We start from the raw sequence: 17,156 nt of genomic DNA on the forward strand, positions 1-17,156 counted from the left end.
GCTGCAGTACTCAGCACCAGTTGCGTGCACAACAAACCATCTACGCCAAATGAGCAGCGATCGCTGCCGAAATAGCAATGAGCGCAAAAAACATCGCCCTACACTTCTTGCTCATTACAATTCCGGAGATATCTCGTGTCAGCTCAGTTTCGTTCCCCCAACCTAGGCGCAATACCGGTCGCAAGGCGTAATCCCTGGAAAAAGATCTGCGCAGCCAGCATCGGCAACGCACTGGAATTTTACGATTTGCTGATCTATGGATATTTCGCGATTGTAATCGGCAAACTGTTTTTCCCCACCGCAGACGAAACCACGTCTTTACTGCTCAGTGTCGGCATATTCGGCATTTCCTTCGTCATGCGCCCGCTCGGTGCCGTTACGCCATGTGGCTCCCGGCGTAACGGTAATGCGTCTGGCCAAGGTGCTTGACGACAGATAGCCGAGGTCCGGGAAAAAATACGAGATTATTTTCACAGCCCCGCAAGATTGAAAATCCATTCACATATTCAATAGTAAGAACTTTAGATGCGACTTAAACACATGCTTATCAGATTGGTCGTGTTCGCGGCAGCGACGCATTTATTCTTTTCGGCACATGCAGGCGAACAGTCCGATCTTGTCCTTGGCCAATCCGCCCCCTTAAGCGGGAGCTTCAGTGAAATGGGCGAAGCCTATCGAGACGGTGCGCAAATCTACTTTGAAAAAATCAACAAGGAAGGCGGCGTAAACGGCCGGCGCATCCGTTTAATCACGCTGGATGACGGCTACGACGCCAAGCGCGCTCAAGTCAACACTAAAGAATTGATCGAGCAGCATCAAGCGCTGGCGTTGTTCGGCCACATGTTCTCCAATACAGTCTTCGCTTCACTTCCTCTGGCCACTGCTGCCGGCGTCCCATATGTCGGGCCGTATGCCGGCAATGAGGCGCTGTATGCGGTGCCGCCAAATCACATCCTGTTCATGACGCGCGCCAGCTATTCCGCTGAACTAGACGCTCTGCTGCGCCATGTGCAGGCAATGGGATTAACGCGGGTAGCGCTGGCGCGCTACGATAGCCCCAGCGGCGCCGCCTTGCAAAAAGACCTGGAAGAAAAATTGAAAGCAATCAAGCTGGCGCCCGCCGGTGTCGCCACGATGCGGCTCAATTCAGCGCAAGCCGCCGATGCAGTGCTCAAGATAGTAAAGATACACCCGCAAGCGATCGTGCTCGGCGTCTCCGGTGACGACGCCGTTGCCTTCGTACGCCAATTCAATCAGGCTGCCGATAAGTTTCCGGTCCAGTTTTTCGCGCGCAGCCTTATCGGCGGCCATCAGCTGGTTGTAAGACTGGGTAGCGAAAGCAGGGGCATCGTGATATCGCAAGTGGCGCCGTCGCCGTTCAACGGCGAGACACATATCTCCCGTGAATATCAGGCTGCGTTGAAAACCACGAATGCGGCTGGACGAAAATTGGTGGCAAGCTATATCGGCCTTGACGGCTACATCGCAGCGAAAGTGATGGTGGAGGGTTTAAGGCGCGCCGGGCCGAATCCCAGCAGGCCGGCATTGACCAAGGCGCTGGAAACGATGCATCACTGGGATGCCGGCGATTTCGTCGTGAACTACGATGAAAACGACCATGCAGGTTCGAAATTCGTCACGGTTACGGTAATCGGCGCGGGCGGCCACTTCATCGAATGACCCGGACCGGGATTCAATTCATGAAGAACGCGGTGCCCTTGCTTATCGCACGCCCGTAGCAGATTTGCTCGGCCTTGCGGGTAAATGAGGGCAACGAAAGCACATCCATCGTAAACGCTGCGGTTTGATCCGATTTGACCTGATAGCGCAGGAACTGCCAGATAGGCTTGCCTCTATGGTTAACCGTCGCATGTTCTTCGGCGAAATCGAGGGCGCCGTCCGCAACAATCCGCTATGCGTCAATCTCGAGGCCGCGGCGGACTGTGCCTGGCAATATGGCGCCCTCGGCAGGAATGCATTTGGCAAGCCTGGAACTGCGATAAATAGGTTGCGAAACATACAAGCCTCTTCTTCTGCAAGTGATAAAAACAGCTGAATCCTGACCCAGTTCGAACGACAACTCACGGCAATTCAGCGACTGTCGGCAGGACGCAACCGCTATTGCCCGGTCTTTATGCGACGCACATCATTGATATAGCTTGCGGCTGTCAGCGGCACGAATCCTGAAAAACGCGCGTAGCGGTCGCCGTTCTCGAACAGATAGCTGGCGAACGCCGTAACTTCAGGCTTGGTTAGTGCCGATTGGGCGATGTACACGTACAGCAACCTGGTTAACGGCCCATAGGCTTCCGACAGCACCGAGCTTGTATCCGGTATTACCGCCCCTTTTCCGAAATTGATCGGCACCGGACGGACATTGCCCTTGCGCTCGACCAGCGCGCCAAGAGAGACGAAGCCAATGGCATTGATATCTTCCGATATCGCATCGATGATCTTGCCATGGTCGCTGAATATCGTAGTGTCGCCACGCAAGAAGCCTCGCATGGCATTCACGCGCTCCGTGAAGAACATAGTGGTGCCCGACTTGGTATCAGGCGATACGATTTTCAGCGGTGCATCGCTGTAGGCCATTCTCACCTGGTTCCAGTGGGTTATTTTACTGAAAGATTCGGGGTGAAAAATCGATTTCAACTCTGCCATTGTCAAGTCATTAGCCCAATTGTTCGACTTGTTAACGATCACCACGACGGCGTCGTAAGCGATTGGCAGCTCGAGATAGGAAATTTTTTTATCCGCACACGCTTTGGCTTGATCGGCCTGTATCTTGTTCGATGCTGGCACGATATCCGCCGCGCCTTTGCAAAGGTCCTTGAAGCCGATACTGGTTCCTTTGAATTCGGCTTTGATATCGCTTTTACTGCCGCGCTGATATTGCATAATGGCGGTAGTGATCAGATTTTCTTCCGTATCGGAGCCGGAAATACGCACGTCGGCATACGCCAGCGTCGACATCAGTCCAAAAACGGAAAACAGCGTAGCGCTGAGGGAGCGGAGAGACATACTGCGAATTTTCATCTTGCTTGCTTTCGTATTATTGATATTTTCATGAACCCATTCTTTTTTTTCCGCATGCGCTAGTTTCGCCGGTGCATGAATGAGTAAGTATGCATCGACGGATACAGAACACTATCGGGAAAGGTAGGTTTTTCGGTAGGGGAGTTCCTACAATCTGCGACCAATTGGTGCCGTCACCAATCGATCTCCAGATTGGAGCGACGATCGCCTTAGCTAAATGCCCAATAGTTTTGCGACAGCGCAAACTCGATGAAGGCGCATGCAAATCCAATATTTCATTCGCCCAAAAGATCAAATATGATCAGCTCAATTAATCGATATTTCTATATTCTGGTGAAGTATCTGCCGCTGCAGCAAGCCACGCCGATGAGGAATCAAGCAGCCAGAAGTCGCCCTGATACGCCGTTCAATGATCGCAGTACTAAAGAAGCCTTTCCTGCCCGGCGTGCGCCTAGCGGAATCGCGCGTGCGCCGGGGGGATTTCTCACGCCGCACCAACTCCTTTTGATTCGATCAACCGAAATCAAGGGCGAAGGTTATTCAACCGGGGCCGGCCATACGGCTTCGACAGGTACTTCAAAACCTGGAATACTGTGCGTGACCGATGGACTGGATTTGTGCTGTGCAGTCGCGTTCGGGAGGAGGGGCGACGTCTGGCTGCCCCGAAGCGAAGGCCCGAATCTTTCATGTCATATCTGCAAATGAACTTACTCAGCGGGATATTCGAACTTACCTCCGGCAGCTGAAGAGCGAAGGGTATACGGTGCGGGCTGCACTTCATGGCGGCGATTCAACTTCGAATTCGAGTATGCGAAGACTGGGGGCAGTCGAAGCTACGCTGGAGGGCTTGGAGGTATCGATCGATTCCCATGAAACAAGCGGATATGAAAACACCTCAACCGCGCTGTCGATAACGCCAGAAAAACGGTCGACTTCTACTTACGGAAAAACGCAATACCGCAGCAGCCAAGCGCTTCTTTGACAAGACTATGCGCGATAACGACATTCCCGCAAAAGTAACTATGGGCAAGGAAGGCGCCAACAAAGTAGCCATCAATGCGATCAATGTTGGTCGAGATGTACCGATCATGGTGCGTCAGATCAAATATTCCAACAACATCATCGAGCAGGACCACCGTGCTATCAAGGGAGTGACCGAATCCATATTCAACTTCAAGTCCTTTCATTCGGCCAGAAACGTACTAATCGGCATCCAGTTGATAGGCATCATACGCAAGAATCAGCTCGCCATCGGCAGCAGTATTACGATGCCTTTTGCAGACCAATTTATGTATGGCGAAGCTGTGCGGCAAAAAACGAAACAAAGCAGCGGGTGGCCAAGGCCGTGCCGCGGCGGTGGGACTCCGGAACCTCTGTCTTGTCACGATCATGTCATCTGATCGTGGTGAAATGTCGGACGTTATTGACGATCCCATCAAGACGATTATTCTCGAAACACTATGGATTACGCACAATATTGGTCGACCCCGGCCATTGGGTTTCGGCCAACCGATGCACCTATGCATATCCTCGTCCTCACCGGGTTCGACCCGCCAGCGATCGTGGAATTGAAACGAGAAAAATGGGTTGAGATACAAGCTGCATCGCAAACCGAATTGCATAGCCGCATCGATATACATCCCTATTTCTCTCTAGGTGCGTTTTCCCGTGCCGGTGCGCTGCTCGCCACAGTCTTTCTCAAGCGAGTGGCCGACGGTTTCCATCACAGAGTACAGATCTGGAGCGAATGCCCGATGGTTCCTTCGCCGAAGCAAAGCAGTTGCCTTTTCGGCGCCGGCTTGAACCGCAGCAGCAGAGCCAGTGCCAATCATTTGCGTTTTGCTGGCCCTATGCGTTCAAGTGCGACTGGCACCACGTCTTCCTTGGATCCACCGCTCCGGATTTACGCGGCTATAACCCGACTTGGAAAACGATTTCAAGGATGCCCCCACTCTTGTCACGGCGGCCTGCAGTTGAACTTGCAATTGCGCCAGTACCACACGCGGCTTCGAAAAAATCATCACTATGAAACCGGGCCATGCCCTCTATCCGCGTTCATTCGATTACGGCTATTGCTGGGCCTCACGGCTCCACTCGGCGATTTTGGCTCGTTATGGCGCACTCTACCGTTCAGTGCGAACAGAGCATCACGTCTGCTGTACGGCAGTTTGAAGCCAGCCGCACGTCAAATTGTACTCGAGTCAATAAATTTATTTTCATGCCTGGCATGACATTAATGTTGCAAACTATCTGGAGTCTGTCATGCCTATCAGCCCCAATGTTAATCGGGAAACTCCGGTCACAGCGCAAACCTCTGCGCAGGAGCTGCCATCCACCACGTCAGCGATCGCACAAGAGAACCCACCAGTGGGACACCGACGGGTGATCGGAATGTCGGTGCAATTGTCCGCGCTTTCCGATATGTCTAGAATACGGCGGTCCAGATCCGAGCTAAGTTTGCCAAGCGAGACAGGAGTAGCCGCTTCCTCGCCACGCAGTTTTCGGGAGTCGCTCACCCCCCTTGAGAAAGATGCCGAAACCGGCGATGCAAAGAGCGTGAATTGGGAAAGCATCATGGATGCAAGCGTCCGCGTGGACGATATTCCTTCGAAAAAACGGATGGATGTTGACGCAAATATTCACATGACGCCGTTTTCTCTTTCGCATGCAGCCGAAGGATCTGCTCGAGTCGATCAAATCGTGCGGCGCTCCCAGTCTGATATCGGACTCTCACGCCACGCCATACCAGGTCTTCCCTCATCACGCAGTTTTCGTGAACCGAGGACCTCCGCTTCAGTAGCACTGCTCGATGGCACGGTGCGTAGCGACGATGGAGTATGGAATGAGGAAACATTGGAGCAGTCGATAGCTTCGAAAGGCAAGGCCAAACTTGATGAGCTTTTCGGCGCGATTGACCGTCACGCTTTATCAGACTTGCACTCATTGGACGCCCCGCTTGTCAGTGCGGAAATCGTCGCTTCACGGCTGTCAAAGGCTGAATTGAACAATCCGCGCAGGCACGCTGAGAGCGAGCCTTCGTCGATTGCATTAAACGCATCACCGATCGGCTCTTCCCGGCGCAGTCTTCGCTCCTTACCCAGCATAGCCGAACGCCAGGACGACTGTGCAGACCGACAACGCACCGCGCCCCCTACGAGTTCCGGCGCGCCGCGCAGCGGTAGCGTGAAGTCGCGGCCGCGGGTGCGGGAGCTTCAATTGAACACAGCTTCAACTGCCGCTTCGCAATTCTCCCGCGGCACATTCAAAGACCGATTCGCACAGTTGGTCAACATCAAAAAAGTCCCTTTCACCCCCCCTATCCAGGTTGAACAGTGGAATCTGGACAGCGCGCTTGAAATTTGCCTGGGATGGCGCAACAGCCAGGTCGGCTCGCCTGCAATACCGGAATTGTCCAGACTCATGGCACTGAATTTCGAACGTGCCCATGCCAGCACGATTCCCGAGGAAAGACGAGGGAAGAGGCTTCTTCCCCAAGGGGCGAGAGCAGACGACTACTATCGGGAAATGATTGCGACGTTCTTCAAAGCAGCGGGGATCGAGAATGCTGACGAAGTGCTTAATAGTTTCAAGACGACCGGAACTGGTGCGCTGCACCGGCAACCGGTCATGTCTTCGTCTACGGTGAGCGGTGCAGTAAGTAGCGTCGCGCAGATTGCCGCTTCCTCTCATCCGGCAGCAAAAACCGTACTGTCCGCAATCCAATTGATTCTCACGGCCGTGACCACCAAGCTTTCGTTTGATTCGGCCGAGTTGCGCTTGCGCAACGCCGGAACTGAGGAAATCATGCCGCTAGGGAAAGCCGATGCCTCTCCGAGTGCGAAAACCGGGCCCAACGTATTGGGTGCGGCGGCAACGCTGATATGGCGTTTACCGAAGATCCGGCAATGCGTGCAGCGGATGGAAAAAGCGCAGGTCCAGCTCGATGCCGCCAAATCGAGGCTGGCAGCTGCGGACATCTCTCCCACAGAGCGTCTGCAAGCTGAAGGCGATATCCGTGCCGCAGGAGAAAATCTTAGCATCGAATACGCGCGATTCTGCTTACGCAACGAACTCAAGACGGACTACAAAACCGCTTCTGAAAGCGCCAAAATCGAATATGAAGGTAACAAGCGCTACCTGGGCATCAGTGGCGCGAGCGCTGCATTTTCCGTTACGGCGACCATTCTGGGTATATTGCCCCATGCTGCCGCAGCCGCCGTGACGGGCGGCGTCAGCGCCGCGGCGGTGACGGCAGTGGCATTGATGTATGTGGGTTATCAGCTCAGTTCCGGGCCGAGCAAAGATGGCGAGGCCAAGGCAAAACGCGCCATAGTGGCGCTTGGGAAGTCGCTTGATCTGCTCGGCGGCAATGCGTCCAAACAACAAAAGGAAAGAGCGCAGGCCTATCAAACTTACATCAAGGAAAAACGCCTCTGGCGCCGCCCGGAAGTACGTGTGCAGGCAAAAGCTAAATTGCTCGCCGCCCTGGACAATATAGCATGCCGCGACACCACAGAGCATGATGTCAAGCCGCTGGCGAACTGGTCGGCTTATGCCGATTACCGGCAGCAGATGGAGGCCGCCGCAGGCGATCCACATGCCATGCAGGACTTGGAAGTGGCTTTTACCCAGGCGCACCAGGCCGAATTCAAGGTTTCGACCCTCGCCGACTCCTGGAAAACGCCGTATCGCATGCGCCTGGACAGCATGGGTCGTATTTTGCTGGGCAAGAGCAGCAAGACGTTGACGGCATTGCTAAAATCCGCCGCCCGCAACGGGCATGCATCATCCGACCGAACCGAGCGCAGCACATTTGCGCGGGCACAGATTCATGCCGGCTTGCGGGCCGACGTCAAAGTGAGCTTGCGCGATTGGATTTCATTCGAGCTGGCGCAAGCCAATATCAAGAGTACGCTTTCCGAGGAGAAAGACCCCGCTACGCAAGCCGGTTTGCAATCGGCTGCCCGGGCTCTCTCGGCGATCAAGGATCTCGATGTCCAGGCACTGTTCACCGGTGATGGTCGAGGTCAGGTAGCAGCGACCGAATTGGCGAAAAAATTGACTGCCGGCGAGGTCGAGCGCTACACCATAACCAATGCCGGCTCTGCCACGCTGGCGGGTGCCGCCAATATAATCGGCGCTACGGTAAGCCTAGGCCTCAATATCAAGAAAGAAGTCCAGCTAAGCCATGGCATCCACGCTTCCAAGATATACAACAATCAGAACGACGCGCGCGTGTTTGTGCAAGGAACGGCTCCGGTCACGGCACCATACATCTCGGCCGAACGCGCTCGGTTCCAGAAGACCGGCATGGCGAAGTTGTTGGAAACGTTGGCGCGGAACGGCGATCCGGTTTCTCTTAAACTGGAAATCGCCGAGGTAGATCCGGCGACGATGGATATGAGCGATCGGCGGATCGATGTCGCGCTCGACAAGCTGATGGATGATCTCGAAAGACTTGCCGATTTGCCAGACGACATCAAGCTTTCGATTGGTGGGATCAACATTGCAACCGGCAAGTTGAGAGGCACATCGAACTATTTTAACTGGCGCTATAAGCACGCGCCAGCCGGCACCAAGGCAAAATTCCAGATGCGGCGCACCGGCATGATCGTCAACAACATGCATGCGTCGATCACGTCCCCAATCAGTCAGATCGTGGCCCAGGTTCCGCTATCCATGACCCGGCACGCGGCCAATCGCGGCCAAGAGATGAGTCATGACGTGCGCGACCGTCTCACCGATCTCACCAGACAACCGCGGTCAGCCGCTCTGGCAGACGGAAAAGAGAACGACAAGGCTGAGTAATTCGCTGTACCGAGAAGAACAACCGTGGCCATCGGGGGGTGTATTTGCTCAGACGCCCCGATTGCCGGAGCGGATTTTTCGAGCTGGTTCAGAGGCTAGGATGATGTTCGTATGCAAATACTGTCAGAAATTTCTTCTTTTTTCTTACTTGCTATTAGATAGTACAACGGAATTCCTTTATATGAATAAGGAAAAGATCGTCTGCGTTGCCGCCCGGATTTTTCATCGGAACGCGAAATGATGGCGCGCGTCAGCTTTGCTTTTCCTTGGCGCTTGCTTGCAGCTCGGCCAGCCGCTGTTCAGTGTGGGCAGAATTCTTCTCGGAAGGCTGACGCAGGCGGATTCCCTGATTCCCAACATAGCTGGCGCGTTCCGTCAAACCCAATTCGCGCCGCATCGCGTTATCGGAAATCGGTTCATCGCGCCAGGGGCCGACGCCGGTGGTGCGGAGTTCCTCTTCCGCGGCCGGGTTATTGCCGTCATATGAAGGATTCCCTATCGGAACGGCATATTGCGCGCCATGTAGAAGCCGGTTAGCGTGAATTAACTCGTGCCCCAGATCGACGAAAGCCAGCGAGGCATCGCATTCGCCCGTGTGCGGGTTGTCTGCATAGTTGTGGCCCTGCTCGGCATTGAACAGCACGACGGCGGTATCCACACCGGAACCTGCCACGAAAGGCATGAACGGATCTTCCGTCTGTCGCGCGACCGCCGTCTCCAGACTATTGAAGCCGGGCAGGATGTGCTTCGGGGCGTTCCATGCCGCCGCGGTGGCTGAACCATGACCCATCGCACCACCGTCACGGATGACGACGCGTTTTTCCGTATGCATTTCGTGTATCGACTGCACCTGCTTCAATACCGCGCGCCCGGTCGGAATATTGCCTAGGCGGCGCAATGCTTCACCGGTTTTCTGCTTGAATGTGTCGCTCGCGGCATGATCGACGTACACGCCCGGGACGCCAGTCGGCTCAACTTTTGCTCTTGGCTTGAGGCCGCTGAAGTAGGAGTCCATCGTCTGCCAGGCGTTGGAACGGCTGGTTCTCAAGTTCAATTCCTGCACGTTCGCCGTTGCAGGATTGCCGGACCTGCTTGAACCATCGGGTAGCAATGGTTGCTCTTCGACACTACCGGACGCATCCGGGTTGTTGGACGGGATACGCACGATACTCTCTCCTCTTTGGTTAGAGTACCAGTATAAGAATGGAGAACAATACAATGCCGCCGTCTTGCGAAGAGTTATGTACCGATACGAAAGCGCGGATTTCCTCGGGTTGAGTTAAAGCATCGTCGGCCCGACAATCAATGAGACAAAGAAGACTTGTAGAGGGAGACATGGCGCCACCAGTGCGATGCATTCACCGGCATCCACGCTGCCGCCATCGCCAGACACTTTGGCGATCAGCACGGCCGGTTCACCGACTTCGGTTTTCAGATGCAGATAGGTGTCCACCAAAATAATTTGGGGGGACACCATCATCCTCACTGATCGTCGTTCTCTCAAGATGACTTCACCGGCCGCTTACCTCAAATTGTCAGCCTGGTTAAAGGCGGAGGCAGCTAAATCTCGGAAACAACGACGGAGTTTGAAACAGATGCACATTGATCTCTGTGCGTTGGGATTTGAGGGGTCGTATGACAGGGTTGCTACCTTCGCGAGACAGTGGAGACTGGATCATTAGAAAGGATCAACTTCGCAAGCAAAGGGACAGACTGCTATCTTGCCGGTTGGATTACAGTCGTCCCCAATGAAACATCTAGGTCGAACTATTCGCGTAGCTGATGCAGTCGCAATGACGTTTTTCATCAATCTTTTTTCTCGATGACGACGAATAAATCAATCAATATCTGCTCTGAAGTAGAATCAACGTCGTAGACACCCAAGCAGTTCGACTGTTCAAACAACTTCGGGGCACGTTTTCCATCAATGGGCGTGACGACAATTTTTTCTCCGTTCCAAGTCAAGATTTGTTGCTTTCCGCTTGCAATGATTTTTTCGAAAGCCACTGTGACCTGACGATGCATCTTTTCAGTCATTTCAACGTTCATGTTTTGTGTCGCCATAGTCTTCCTAGCATTGCTATGCCAAACTGAAATTCTACCGCCATCCGACCTTCCGTCGCAGCATCTATCAACTGACATTCGTTGATGGCTCGATTTCTTCCGATGCTCATTGTTTGCACCAATCAGCTGGTTACCGTTCGTGCACAAACAAATCATTGATCCCCAGTAAATCAGCTTCCTCTATCGATTCCCTCGTGGATGACGCTGATAATTGACTGATGGCGTAGCGGATATGTGCGTAAGCGTCTTCCCAGTCGCGTCTGTACGACCTGAGTACATCAGCTTGACCGGCGATCAGCAGCACCAAGTTCTGTGCGGGCAAGTTCAGGCCATTGCAACCCGGCGACCGGCTTAGCTTGCGATTTTTCCGCTTTCTGAGGCAGCCCCTTGAGGTTCGTGACGAGGTTGGCGTTCGTGTCCGGCGTTGCGACAAAGCCGGACACGAGCGCTCCGAGGGTTCCACCGACAGTGTGAACGCCGGAGGAGTTGATGACCCAACGTACCCGAACCAGGGTCACGCAACGTCAGGTCGGATATCTGGGCGTGTACGATGCGCCCAGTTGCTCACCTGTTCCCGACGTCAACGAGTATCAACTTCACTGCGGCTTGGACGCGAACAGCCCCATTTCCGCGAGATCCGTAAATTTGCTATCGCCATTATTGGCTGTGATGTTGAGCCGGTAGTAGCGATAGGCGGCCGGATTCGCGATCGTGTAGGTCTTCATCTTTAGGCGTGTGGCAAACACCTGGTTGCTTTGCGTGTCGAGCGTGGTCCAGGTAGAGCCGTCGGTGGAGCCCTGGAACTGCCAGTCCTTCGGATCGCGCGGGACCCTGTCGTTGGCGCTGGTGACCGTATAGCGCTGGACGCGCTCCGTGTGGCCGAGGTCGTACTGCAGCCAACCTGTCACGCCCCCGTAGAGCCATTGCGTCGCCGAGTTTTGGTCGAAGGCGCTTCTGGCATTGGCCGCGTTGCCCGCACTGTCGTTTGCGGTGCCACCGGTTGCGAGGTTCACATCGGATGCATCGGCGTAGCGCTGTCCGCGGCAGAATTATCGCTCGTGCCGGCGGGGTTGGTCGCTGTGACGGTGTAGTAGTAGGTTGTGCCGTTGATCACCGACTTGTCCGTGTAGCTGCTGCCGGTGACGCCCGACGCGATGGTTGTGGTTGGGCCGCCGCTGAAGGCGGCGCGCTTGACCGTGTAGCTGGTGGCGCCGAAGGACGCCTGCCAGCGCAGCGGGACCGCGCCATCGCCCGGCGAGGCCAACAGCATGGCGGGCGCGGCGGGGATGACGCTCGGCGCACCACCGTCGCCGCCGGTGATCTGCACGTTGCTGAAGGTGGAGCTGTTCAGGGTGCGATTGGCGACTGAGGAGACCACAAGGCCGACATAGATCGTATCGGGAACGGGGGCGTCGATGCGGCCAACATCGGTAGCAGCCCAATTGGTGCCATCGGGAGAAAGATAACCGGTGATGATGTTCCCGATGCGCTCGAGCTTCACCCAGTACGAGGGCGTGGCGCTCGCGATGCCCAGGGCTTTGGTCCCATAGTTCGAGCCACCATACACGGCGAGTTTCTGCATGTTCTGTTCGGCGTTGCCTCTGCTAGCGATAGCCATCCAGGCGCGCGGAGCCCCTTGTTCCAGGCTTGTGCGGATCATCACGCCCGCCACTGCGGCCGGATTGGTGTTCTGGACGGACTCGACTTTCGCGATGATGGCGCCGTTGCCGGTGATGGCCTTGTAGGTGAAGTGGAAAGCGTCTTGCGTGCGCCAGAAGATATCGTTACCCGCTCCCTGCACTATCCATTTGCCGTCGGCGTATGTGGCCCCGCCCGCCGGCCAAGCGCCCCCGATGTCAGCATTGCTGAATCCCGTGGTGATCGAGGTAGTCGACGGAATCGGCAGCGCCGGCGGCGGCGTCGCCTTCGAGGTGTCGGACTCTTTGAGGAACATGAAGCTGGTGCCGTCCACCGGCATCCGGAGACGCCTTTGCGCGATGAAGGGTGCCTGGAGACCCTTGCGCAGGACGTAGGCGCCATAGATCTGGGTCAGCGCCACGCTCCCGCCATTGGCGCCGTCCCAGCCGCGATTGGTGACGTCGGTGAGGTAGTAGCGATCGGTGGTGCCGAAAGGAAGGGCTGTCGTTGGGACGAGCTCGTTCACCCTCGCGAAATACTCACCCGCCGCCAGCAGGCGGTTGTCGAAATCGGAATAGATGTCGATGCCTTGGCTCCACAGCGCCTCGGCCAGCATGGTCAGCGACTTGAGCTGCCCATAGGCGTGCCCCTGGTCGCGGAGGTAGTCGCCGAGCATGCCGATGTCATTGGAATTTCGCAACCCGATATGGGCCAGCGTGCGCGTCTGATAGACGACCCTGTCCAGTGTCTCGATGTCGTCGTTGTAGATCGCCATCAGTCCAAGAGCAGTGAGGGCCAGTGCGCCCTTGTTGGCGGCCCCGTACATGCTTTCGCCATAGGGATTCGATGCCGGCATCAGGACGTCCTTGAAGTACTTCTTCACCGTCGCCGTGTCGGACTCCTTCCAGCCCGGCCATGTGGCGCGCAGGATTTCCGCGCCGCCCACGAACTGGAGCGCGTAGTCGCCCAGGTCGAGCATCGACTCGCGACCCGAGAACTCGGTCTGGGTGGTGGCCCACCCAAGCAGCAACTTGCGCGCATTCTCCGCGTAACGCTCGTTACGAGTGAAGTACCACATCTGCGAGAGATTCGAGATCGCGACCATATCGGAGCGCCAAGCATTGAGATTCTCGTCGGGGGCGCGGCTCACCTTCGCGAATGGGCCACCACGCCCTGCGTAGCTGAGCCTGGACTCGGGACTGCGAGCCAGTTGGTTGTAGCCGGACTTCCACGGCTCCCTGCCCTGGTCGACGTATGTCTTGAGCGTCGTGAGATCCGAGAGGGTGAGCCCGACGCCTGGATGGTTGAAAACGCGGACCAGAGGAGTACTTCCCGCTGGAGTATTTCCCACCGGAGTATTTCTCACCGGAGTACTTCCCACTGGAGTACTTCCCACTGGAGTACTTCCCACTGGAGCACTTCCCACTGGAGCACCGCCCACCGGAGTATTTCCCACCGGAGTACTTCCCACTGGAGCACCGCCCACCGGAGTACTTCCCACTGGAGCGCCTCCCGCTGGGGCGCTTTCCACAAGGGTATTTCCCATCGGTTCGCCACCGCAAGCGCTGAGTATCAGGCAGATAGTGACCGCTGTAAAAATTTGTTTTTTCAAAGAAAAAGTCATTTTATTCAAAAGAAAAAAGTGTCCGTAAGAATGATTTTTCCATCTTGTCAAAAGGGGAAAATTATTTTTCCAGAAGGAATTTCGAATGGTAATAGGTGCGGAGTCGATACATGCGCAGTCATCTTCGGGCGACACCTTTAGCACAATCCGCGCCATATCGAATTCCCAATACGAAGCCGGATGAATCAGAAAAACATGCGGAAACCGTGAAGTAACTTTGACTGAAGGACGAAAAAGCCGACAAATTTTGGGCCGGGGAAATCCGTGACCGCGGCTTTGAGCCGCAGTGTTGCCGGGCCAGCGGCCTCAACCTGGTGACGGCGGCCGTCATGCTGTGGAACACGATCTATCTGGAGCGGACCGCGAGTGCCTCGGGTAGCCTCCGCGCGGAGTGCGCCAGCCAGACATGATTATATCTCCAGCGCTTCTTCTGTATCCAGTACTTTACGGCGCGCTAGCGCCAAGTTAGATTTGTTTTTATCGAGTACCACGTAAATGAACAGGCCTACGTATTTCTCTATCGGACGCAAGATGTGATATTGCTTGCCGAGGGTAATCAGGATATCTTCGATAACGTCATTCAAGCCAAGGCTTTTGATGGTTTTCATCTTGGCGCGCACCACCTCTGTATTGCCGGCTGCCGCCAGCTCAAGATCGACGCCTGAACCGCCGGACCCCAGAACCATCCCGCTGTTGCTATCGACGACTGCGGCTGTCAGCGCGCCGTCGATTTTCAGTAATGTGTCAACGATGACATTGATGTTGCTCATGCTTTTTCCTTTGTTTATATGGATAGCGGCGTTGGATGGAACAGAAACATCACCGCCTGCCAACCAACTTCGGTGATGGGTAAAACGGAATCATTGATCCAGGGTTATTTTCTGGATGAAATTGCTGACGATCTTGTCGACCATCCATATCGTGTGGCCCAGGATGGCATCGCGATTGACCACCACACACAGCAGATAGGGATATGGACTGCCGACCGGCCGAAAAATGATTTTTCCCGCCGGGGTTTCAAGCATCAGGCGATCGCAGCCGTCGAAATTCACTTCCCTGCCGACTGAACGCGCGATTGCAACCAGCGAACTGGTCATTGCCGAGAGACGGATGGCACTGAATTTCCGCCCCGGGTCGTAGATAGCCATTTCCTGTCCGTCAAGCGTAGTCATGACAACCGTGGATATGCCGTGCTGGGACAACTCGATCTGATTAAATACGTGGTTGGCTGCCAGTGATGCAGAAGCGAGATTAGCTTTGTGTGAAGTCATATTGTTATCAGCAGCGAAGAAAATATATCCAAGGCGTCGAGCATCTGCGATTTTTCGCGTACGTCCACGGCGAACATGGGGACCGCAATGCCGAGCACAGCTGTCAGTTCCGACGCGAAGCGGTTGCTTGCCTCGGGATTGATCGGGCGCGCCAGTAACAGCATACATGGCATGGTTTCGGAAATTTCAAAGGCGGTCTGAAGATAATGTTGCGCCGTCCGCACGGCATCCGCTTCATTGGGATCGATCATGACGACCACCCCGATTGCCATGGAGAGCAGCCAGGCGCGCATGAAATCGAAACGGTCCTGTCCAGGGCTACCGTAGATATGCAGCTGTTCGCCGCCATCCAGGTCGACTACCCCGAAGTCGGCCCCTACGGTTGTGCTTGTTTTTTCTGACGAGGCAGGGTCCATGTTGGGGACATCGCAATCGACCATCAAAACGCCGCACAAGGAGCGGATCGCCGTCGTTTTCCCTATGCCCATAGGTCCTAGCAGGACTATTCTAAGTATGCACACTATCGGGTTCTCTCCAATTCTTGCAAACGGCTCCTGCCCAGCCAATGATTTATTTTTTTTACAAACATTCCGACACCGCTTTCCTTCCGATCTGGATACGTCACTCCCGAAGTTTCATTGACGGTTGGCGATTCTATTGTTTGGACAAGCACATTCTTCTTTCTTAATTCATCAAGAAACAGATAGGCATCCCGCTCTGTCAATCCGCCGTACGCGAGCAGCCAATACCAGTTGACGGATTGCTTGGTCATGATTGCAAGGATTTTCTGGAATCGAATAACTGAAAGATCGTGCTCCAGTTGGGTCCATTTCGAGATCCGGTAAGTTCTTTGATAAAAAGGATCGGATGCATCTCCTGGACAGATCTGATCAGTCTTCATGTCCAGTATGCGCAAGGCGGCTCGGTCCAGCACGCTGATCAGGTCTGGCAGGCGAAAGCTGACCGGCAAGATCATGTCGATTTTTTTTGCCGTGGGGACGACAGAGTCAGAAATCCAGATACAGATGCAGCTTGCTGGCAGCGCCTCGCGGGAATTGAAGATGGCAGAATCCAGCAGTGCTACCGAGGCAAACTTGAGATCAGACGAAATCCAGCGGAACACAGTTTTTTCATCCGCTATCTGCATCAAGAGTTCATATCGCAACAGTTCTTTTTCAGCGAGATGTTTGACAGAAATGAAGGCGGTCTTACGCATCACGGCAGCCATACCGGTGGGTGGGATTTCGGACGAACACCGGAATATTTTCTGTTGACGGACGTGGCATGGTTTTCCCCTTGATGCGCTAAATCGTTAGCTCCGATTTTCTGCAGTGACGATATCCTGCAAGACGTGCCCTCGGGCAGGTGAACTTGCTGCAAGAGTAAGCAATATGCAGAGGCAAGGGTATCAGGGGATCTTGATATTTTCGGGGGATCCGGGAAGCACCCCGTCAGAAATTCCTTACGCTAGCTATGAAGCCGTGATCGTATACGGAGGCATTGGAGCAAGCATTTTCCGCTTGATGCGTCGCTTGTTTAAATCCGCCGTCGGCCGGCGATTCGAGGATTGAAGGAAATGCTTACCTGGAGTTCAGGATTATCTGATTGAAATATTTTCTTGCATTATCCACTATCGATTCTAGAAAATCATCCGGGGCCGCAGCTGTCCTGAGTCAGCAAATTCAGATTATCGATAGTTGTAAATCTTGCGAATT

17 protein-coding genes and 2 pseudogenes are annotated in these 17,156 nt (G+C 54.7%); 7 read left to right on the forward strand and 12 right to left on the reverse strand.

Annotation, left to right across the window (positions count from 1 at the left end; translation table 11 throughout):
• Window positions 1-135: 135 nt before the first annotated feature.
• Window positions 136-378: pseudogene (locus CPter91_RS26040) on the forward strand (MFS transporter); the annotation flags it as partial.
• A 162-nt stretch (window positions 379-540) separates the two neighbouring features.
• The gene (locus CPter91_RS21710) at window positions 541-1,680 is read left to right on the forward strand and encodes an ABC transporter substrate-binding protein (RefSeq protein ID WP_257722458.1); all 1,140 of its coding nucleotides are present in this window, start codon (window positions 541-543) and stop codon (window positions 1,678-1,680) included.
• Between the two features lie 13 nt (window positions 1,681-1,693).
• Here the strand turns inward: CPter91_RS21710 and CPter91_RS27825 are convergent, their stop codons facing one another.
• Both CPter91_RS27825 and CPter91_RS21715 read right to left on the reverse strand, forming a co-directional pair.
• Window positions 1,694-1,909, reverse strand: a complete 216-nt coding sequence (locus tag CPter91_RS27825) for a VirK family protein (protein ID WP_082793146.1) — start codon at window positions 1,907-1,909, stop codon at window positions 1,694-1,696.
• Between the two features lie 209 nt (window positions 1,910-2,118).
• Window positions 2,119-3,036, reverse strand: a complete 918-nt coding sequence (locus CPter91_RS21715; protein ID WP_061944063.1) for a substrate-binding domain-containing protein — start codon at window positions 3,034-3,036, stop codon at window positions 2,119-2,121.
• A 297-nt stretch (window positions 3,037-3,333) separates the two neighbouring features.
• Between CPter91_RS21715 and CPter91_RS26730 the strand changes: the two genes are divergently transcribed.
• The 4 genes from CPter91_RS26730 to CPter91_RS26740 all read left to right on the forward strand — a co-directional run bounded on the left by CPter91_RS26730 (window position 3,334) and on the right by CPter91_RS26740 (window position 8,844).
• A complete protein-coding gene (locus CPter91_RS26730; RefSeq protein WP_150119783.1) occupies window positions 3,334-3,741 on the forward strand; it encodes a hypothetical protein in 408 nt (135 codons plus the stop codon).
• A 284-nt stretch (window positions 3,742-4,025) separates the two neighbouring features.
• Window positions 4,026-4,436, forward strand: a complete 411-nt coding sequence (locus CPter91_RS21720; RefSeq protein WP_082793148.1) for a DDE-type integrase/transposase/recombinase — start codon at window positions 4,026-4,028, stop codon at window positions 4,434-4,436.
• A gap of 60 nt (window positions 4,437-4,496) precedes the next feature.
• The gene (locus tag CPter91_RS26735; RefSeq protein WP_150119784.1) at window positions 4,497-5,267 is read left to right on the forward strand and encodes a hypothetical protein; all 771 of its coding nucleotides are present in this window, start codon (window positions 4,497-4,499) and stop codon (window positions 5,265-5,267) included.
• Window positions 5,268-5,298: 31 nt separating this feature from the next.
• On the forward strand, window positions 5,299-8,844 hold the full coding sequence (locus CPter91_RS26740; protein ID WP_150119785.1) for a hypothetical protein: 3,546 nt from the start codon (window positions 5,299-5,301) through the stop codon (window positions 8,842-8,844).
• Between the two features lie 250 nt (window positions 8,845-9,094).
• On the opposite strand, the gene CPter91_RS21730 is transcribed toward CPter91_RS26740, so the two are convergent.
• From CPter91_RS21730 to CPter91_RS21745, 6 genes are all read right to left on the reverse strand, one after another.
• Complete coding sequence (locus CPter91_RS21730; protein ID WP_167595211.1) at window positions 9,095-10,009, reverse strand: M91 family zinc metallopeptidase; 915 nt, start codon at window positions 10,007-10,009, stop codon at window positions 9,095-9,097.
• Window positions 10,010-10,123: 114 nt separating this feature from the next.
• Window positions 10,124-10,324 (reverse strand): hypothetical protein, encoded by a 201-nt coding sequence (locus CPter91_RS27080; protein WP_061944077.1) that lies wholly within the window; start codon window positions 10,322-10,324, stop codon window positions 10,124-10,126.
• Between the two features lie 326 nt (window positions 10,325-10,650).
• The gene (locus CPter91_RS21740; RefSeq protein ID WP_061944080.1) at window positions 10,651-10,908 is read right to left on the reverse strand and encodes a hypothetical protein; all 258 of its coding nucleotides are present in this window, start codon (window positions 10,906-10,908) and stop codon (window positions 10,651-10,653) included.
• Between the two features lie 278 nt (window positions 10,909-11,186).
• Window positions 11,187-11,351: a hypothetical protein gene (locus tag CPter91_RS27085; protein WP_167595212.1), complete on the reverse strand. Its 165-nt coding sequence runs from the start codon at window positions 11,349-11,351 to the stop codon at window positions 11,187-11,189.
• 153 nt (window positions 11,352-11,504) lie between these two features.
• Window positions 11,505-11,921: a discoidin domain-containing protein gene (locus CPter91_RS27230; protein ID WP_205631626.1), complete on the reverse strand. Its 417-nt coding sequence runs from the start codon at window positions 11,919-11,921 to the stop codon at window positions 11,505-11,507.
• Window positions 11,918-14,326 carry an alginate lyase family protein gene (locus CPter91_RS21745; protein ID WP_335340109.1) on the reverse strand — a complete coding sequence of 803 codons (2,409 nt, stop codon included), beginning with the start codon at window positions 14,324-14,326 and terminating at the stop codon, window positions 11,918-11,920. The genes CPter91_RS27230 and CPter91_RS21745 overlap by 4 nt, the downstream gene beginning before the upstream one ends.
• Window positions 14,327-14,424: 98 nt before the next feature.
• Between CPter91_RS21745 and CPter91_RS27830 the strand changes: the two are divergent.
• Window positions 14,425-14,541 (forward strand): annotated as a pseudogene (locus CPter91_RS27830) (Tn3 family transposase); the annotation flags it as partial.
• Window positions 14,542-14,580: 39 nt separating this feature from the next.
• On the opposite strand, the gene CPter91_RS21750 reads toward CPter91_RS27830, so the two are convergent.
• The 4 genes from CPter91_RS21750 to CPter91_RS21765 all read right to left on the reverse strand — a co-directional run bounded on the left by CPter91_RS21750 (window position 14,581) and on the right by CPter91_RS21765 (window position 16,657).
• Window positions 14,581-14,940, reverse strand: coding sequence for a hypothetical protein (locus CPter91_RS21750; protein WP_061944083.1), 360 nt, complete (start codon window positions 14,938-14,940; stop codon window positions 14,581-14,583).
• Window positions 14,941-15,030: 90 nt separating this feature from the next.
• Window positions 15,031-15,441, reverse strand: coding sequence for a roadblock/LC7 domain-containing protein (locus CPter91_RS26755; protein WP_150119787.1), 411 nt, complete (start codon window positions 15,439-15,441; stop codon window positions 15,031-15,033).
• Window positions 15,438-15,929 (reverse strand): GTP-binding protein, encoded by a 492-nt coding sequence (locus CPter91_RS21760; protein ID WP_236905883.1) that lies wholly within the window; start codon window positions 15,927-15,929, stop codon window positions 15,438-15,440. The genes CPter91_RS26755 and CPter91_RS21760 overlap by 4 nt, the downstream gene beginning before the upstream one ends.
• 32 nt (window positions 15,930-15,961) lie before the next feature.
• Window positions 15,962-16,657: a hypothetical protein gene (locus tag CPter91_RS21765; protein ID WP_150119788.1), complete on the reverse strand. Its 696-nt coding sequence runs from the start codon at window positions 16,655-16,657 to the stop codon at window positions 15,962-15,964.
• Between the last annotated feature and the right edge of the window lie 499 nt (window positions 16,658-17,156).

The organism is Collimonas pratensis, from assembly GCF_001584185.1.
Taxonomy (GTDB): Bacteria; Pseudomonadota; Gammaproteobacteria; order Burkholderiales; family Burkholderiaceae_D; genus Collimonas; species Collimonas pratensis.

Excerpts from the sequence above, each read along its gene's own strand:
- CPter91_RS26735 (WP_150119784.1), top strand. The coding sequence starts at position 4,497 with ATGGATTACGCACAATATTGGTCGACCCCGGCCATTGGGTTTCGGCCA.
- CPter91_RS21745 (WP_335340109.1), bottom strand. The coding sequence starts at position 14,326 with ATGGCGCGGATTGTGCTAAAGGTGTCGCCCGAAGATGACTGCGCATGT.
- CPter91_RS26740 (WP_150119785.1), top strand. The coding sequence starts at position 5,299 with ATGCCTATCAGCCCCAATGTTAATCGGGAAACTCCGGTCACAGCGCAA.
- CPter91_RS21765 (WP_150119788.1), bottom strand. The coding sequence starts at position 16,657 with ATGCGTAAGACCGCCTTCATTTCTGTCAAACATCTCGCTGAAAAAGAA.
- CPter91_RS21710 (WP_257722458.1), top strand. The coding sequence starts at position 541 with ATGCTTATCAGATTGGTCGTGTTCGCGGCAGCGACGCATTTATTCTTT.
- CPter91_RS26755 (WP_150119787.1), bottom strand. The coding sequence starts at position 15,441 with ATGACTTCACACAAAGCTAATCTCGCTTCTGCATCACTGGCAGCCAAC.
- CPter91_RS21760 (WP_236905883.1), bottom strand. The coding sequence starts at position 15,929 with ATGGGCATAGGGAAAACGACGGCGATCCGCTCCTTGTGCGGCGTTTTG.
- CPter91_RS26730 (WP_150119783.1), top strand. The coding sequence starts at position 3,334 with ATGATCAGCTCAATTAATCGATATTTCTATATTCTGGTGAAGTATCTG.
- CPter91_RS27080 (WP_061944077.1), bottom strand. The coding sequence starts at position 10,324 with ATGATGGTGTCCCCCCAAATTATTTTGGTGGACACCTATCTGCATCTG.
- CPter91_RS21750 (WP_061944083.1), bottom strand. The coding sequence starts at position 14,940 with ATGAGCAACATCAATGTCATCGTTGACACATTACTGAAAATCGACGGC.
- CPter91_RS21715 (WP_061944063.1), bottom strand. The coding sequence starts at position 3,036 with ATGAAAATTCGCAGTATGTCTCTCCGCTCCCTCAGCGCTACGCTGTTT.
- CPter91_RS21720 (WP_082793148.1), top strand. The coding sequence starts at position 4,026 with ATGCGCGATAACGACATTCCCGCAAAAGTAACTATGGGCAAGGAAGGC.
- CPter91_RS21740 (WP_061944080.1), bottom strand. The coding sequence starts at position 10,908 with ATGGCGACACAAAACATGAACGTTGAAATGACTGAAAAGATGCATCGT.